We start from the raw sequence: 3,078 nt of genomic DNA on the forward strand, positions 1-3,078 counted from the left end.
TTAACATTATATATTTACTAGTTTTATTTAATTTATTTTTGTTATTCAATCCAATTCCTCTTTTCTATTTTTATATGATTAAATTTATTTATTATTAGCTTGATTTTATATACTGTTAAAAAATTAATTAAAATTCATCTTGTTTATTTAATTAATAATAACTTTTTTATCTTGTATATTTATAATTTCTTGAAATAATATTGTTAACATAAACATAAATATATTTATATACAATCATACTAAAAAAAATAAGTACTTTTTTTATTTTTTTATTCTTAATCTTTAACAATAAAATATTTATTACACTAAACTTTATCAATTCTAATACTATTAATTTCATACTTAATGTATTATTTATAAATATTTTTATAATTGGTACAAAAATATTGCCTCAAATAAAGGAGGAGCAAAAAGCAAAAATATCATTAATATAAAAATCAATTCTACTTTAAAGTCTATTTTTTTATCACTCATAATTAATTTCCTATCTATTTACTAATGCTAAAAACATTAAATAAATCATATCAAAATTTAAAAATACATATATTAGGATTTACTAATATCCCTTTAGAAAGAAAAAATAAAATATTCAGTATATATATTTATTATTATATTCATTTTTCTCATTTTTATTCACACTCTATTCTTACATATCTAAATTTTGTTTTTGCTGAACTAAAAGTACTTGCACATTTTGCTATTTTTTCTAAAATTTCTTTAAATGCATATCACTAAAATAATGATTTGGCTCTCTGGTATCTTGGTTAAATGTTCCTCTATTTATTGGGTCTGTAACAATTTTTTTATCATGTATATTTATAATTTCTATTTTCAGTATTATTTATATGTTTTTCCATTTATTTTTTAATTTAACAAATAAAATCAATGAATTATATAAAAATATAAATAAATATATAATTATTTTTGGTATTATTAAATAAAAATATATATAATATGCAAATAATATTAATATAAAAAATCCTATTTCTTTATCTAACAAAGACAATTTAAAAAAATATACTTCTATCATCAATAATACAGATAAAAATGAAATTATATTTAATTCTTTTAAAACATTAATTTTTATAATATAATTACTATATAAGGTCATATAGACTATTATTCCTATAAATAATATATTAAATACCTCAATTAACTTTTCATCAATTAATATTTTATTTAATTTATATAAAATAAATAAAATCATTAATATAATTAATAAATACTTTTTAAGATTATTCCCCATATAATGTTCTTTTATAATTATATACATTAAAATATTTATAAACAAAGCAATTATAGCTTTTTTATCTTTTATTTTCATATATTCTTGAAATAAAAATGATATAGAAAATAAATAAACATTAACATCCAAATTATAAACAAATAATTGAGAACAAAGAAATATTTTTTTTATTTTTTTGTTTTTTATACTAAATACAATTATATTAATAAAAATAAATTTTAATATTTCAATAAAATACATAATATTTTTATATTTTATTATTTCAAAGTTTAAATTAAATGGAGTAAATATTAGTGCTAAAACTTCGCTAAATATTAAGCACATCAGTGTTAAAAGCAATATGTTCACAATATTTTTTTTCATATTTTACCTCACTAGTTCTACAAATATTACTGATAAAACTCTTTCTATTGTATAAAATCTATAATAATTTTTATTATTTATATTCATTTTTGAATATATAAAAATTGAATTAATTAAAATAAAAAATATAATTATTTTATTTATTTTTATTCGCATTTTAACATTCCTTTCTCTATTTCTCCGAAATATCTAAAATATTTTTTTACACATTTATTTATTCTCATTATTTTTTCTTTACTAGTATTATCATCTATTCCAGTACCATATTTATTATATAAAGCTACGTCAGAAGAATAATGATTTAAACCATAAATTCCTAACCCACTATCTTGATTAAATGTCCCTCTATTTATTGGATCTTTTACTATTTTTCTTTCTTTAAAATTAATTACTATTTCATACCCCTCTTCATTTGTATATTTATAATTTCTACTCTCGGTATTATTAATATACATATCACTTCCTATTTCTACAATATTATGATACATTGAATATTTAGCAGGAAGAACTTCAACTTTTTGTATTTTCCTACTTTTATCTTTGACATTAAGTACTTTAATACCATCCTCAAATTTTAAATCTTTATATTTTGCATATTCAAGTCTATTCTTTTCCACATAATAAGAATAATTCATCGCTTCTCTATAATTTTTATCTCTCTTATATTTTTCAACATCAAATCTAAAACCTAAAGGTTCAAATTCTTTTTTAAAATCTTTCGATTTAACTATATCATCTGAAATTAAATCTCTATATGCTTTATTAGGATTTTTCCATTTATAACACTCTTTCCCTTCACGTCCAATGTAGAAACATGAAGTCTCTACAACCCAAGCATTTGAACCTTCTGTTGGCTTATCACTAATAATTTCTCCAACACTTTCAACTTCATCTGCTTCTAAATGAATTTTTTCAGTATCTCCTGTTCCTTTTACATTCTTTGCAAATATATTCCCTGCTGTTGCACCTAGTAATTTTAATTCTCCTGTATTTTTATCTCTTACATATCTTCCATATTTATTTATTCCATATTCTCTTGCTAAATCATGCTTAAATTCTTCTTCACTTAAATTTCCAATAGTATATAAAATTTTCTTACCATTTTTATCTTTACCAACAAATGTTCTTAATTTACCAAGTCCTCTTGCCTCTAATTCTTTATTTCTTGTTATTACTTCTTCAGGTAAATTATCTTCATCTAACACTATATAAGCATCAAATCTTGCTTTCTTAGTTAACTCTTCTCTTTCTTCTTTTGTTTTTGCTTTACCATTTCTAATTTCTTTTGTAACTCCATCATGTTTTGCATTTAGATGTATTTGTCCACTTTCTAATAATCCTCTTTTTTCTTGTTGAGATTTATCAGTTGTATTATCTTTTTCTACTCCTAATGTTTCTATTGCTGTTGCTAATCCTTTTGCTGTTGATTCTAATTCTTCTCCAGCTAAATATATTTTCTTACTAAACAC

At 19.8% G+C, this 3,078-nt stretch carries 2 protein-coding genes; both read right to left on the reverse strand.

The features are described 5' to 3' along the window. Window positions 1-841 precede the first annotated feature (841 nt). Window positions 842-1,324: a hypothetical protein gene (locus AWT72_RS09795; RefSeq protein WP_197407647.1), complete on the reverse strand. Its 483-nt coding sequence runs from the start codon at window positions 1,322-1,324 to the stop codon at window positions 842-844. Window positions 1,325-1,755: 431 nt separating this feature from the next. Continuing rightward, window positions 1,756-3,078 (reverse strand): hypothetical protein (locus AWT72_RS09800; RefSeq protein WP_197407648.1); only part of this gene is annotated, 1,323 nt, incomplete at its 5' end.

The organism is Oceanivirga salmonicida (genome assembly GCF_001517915.1).
Classification (GTDB): Bacteria; Fusobacteriota; Fusobacteriia; order Fusobacteriales; family Leptotrichiaceae; genus Oceanivirga; species Oceanivirga salmonicida.

Coding starts and splice junctions, on each gene's coding strand:
- AWT72_RS09795 (WP_197407647.1), bottom strand. CDS start 1,324: ATGAAAATAAAAGATAAAAAAGCTATAATTGCTTTGTTTATAAATATT.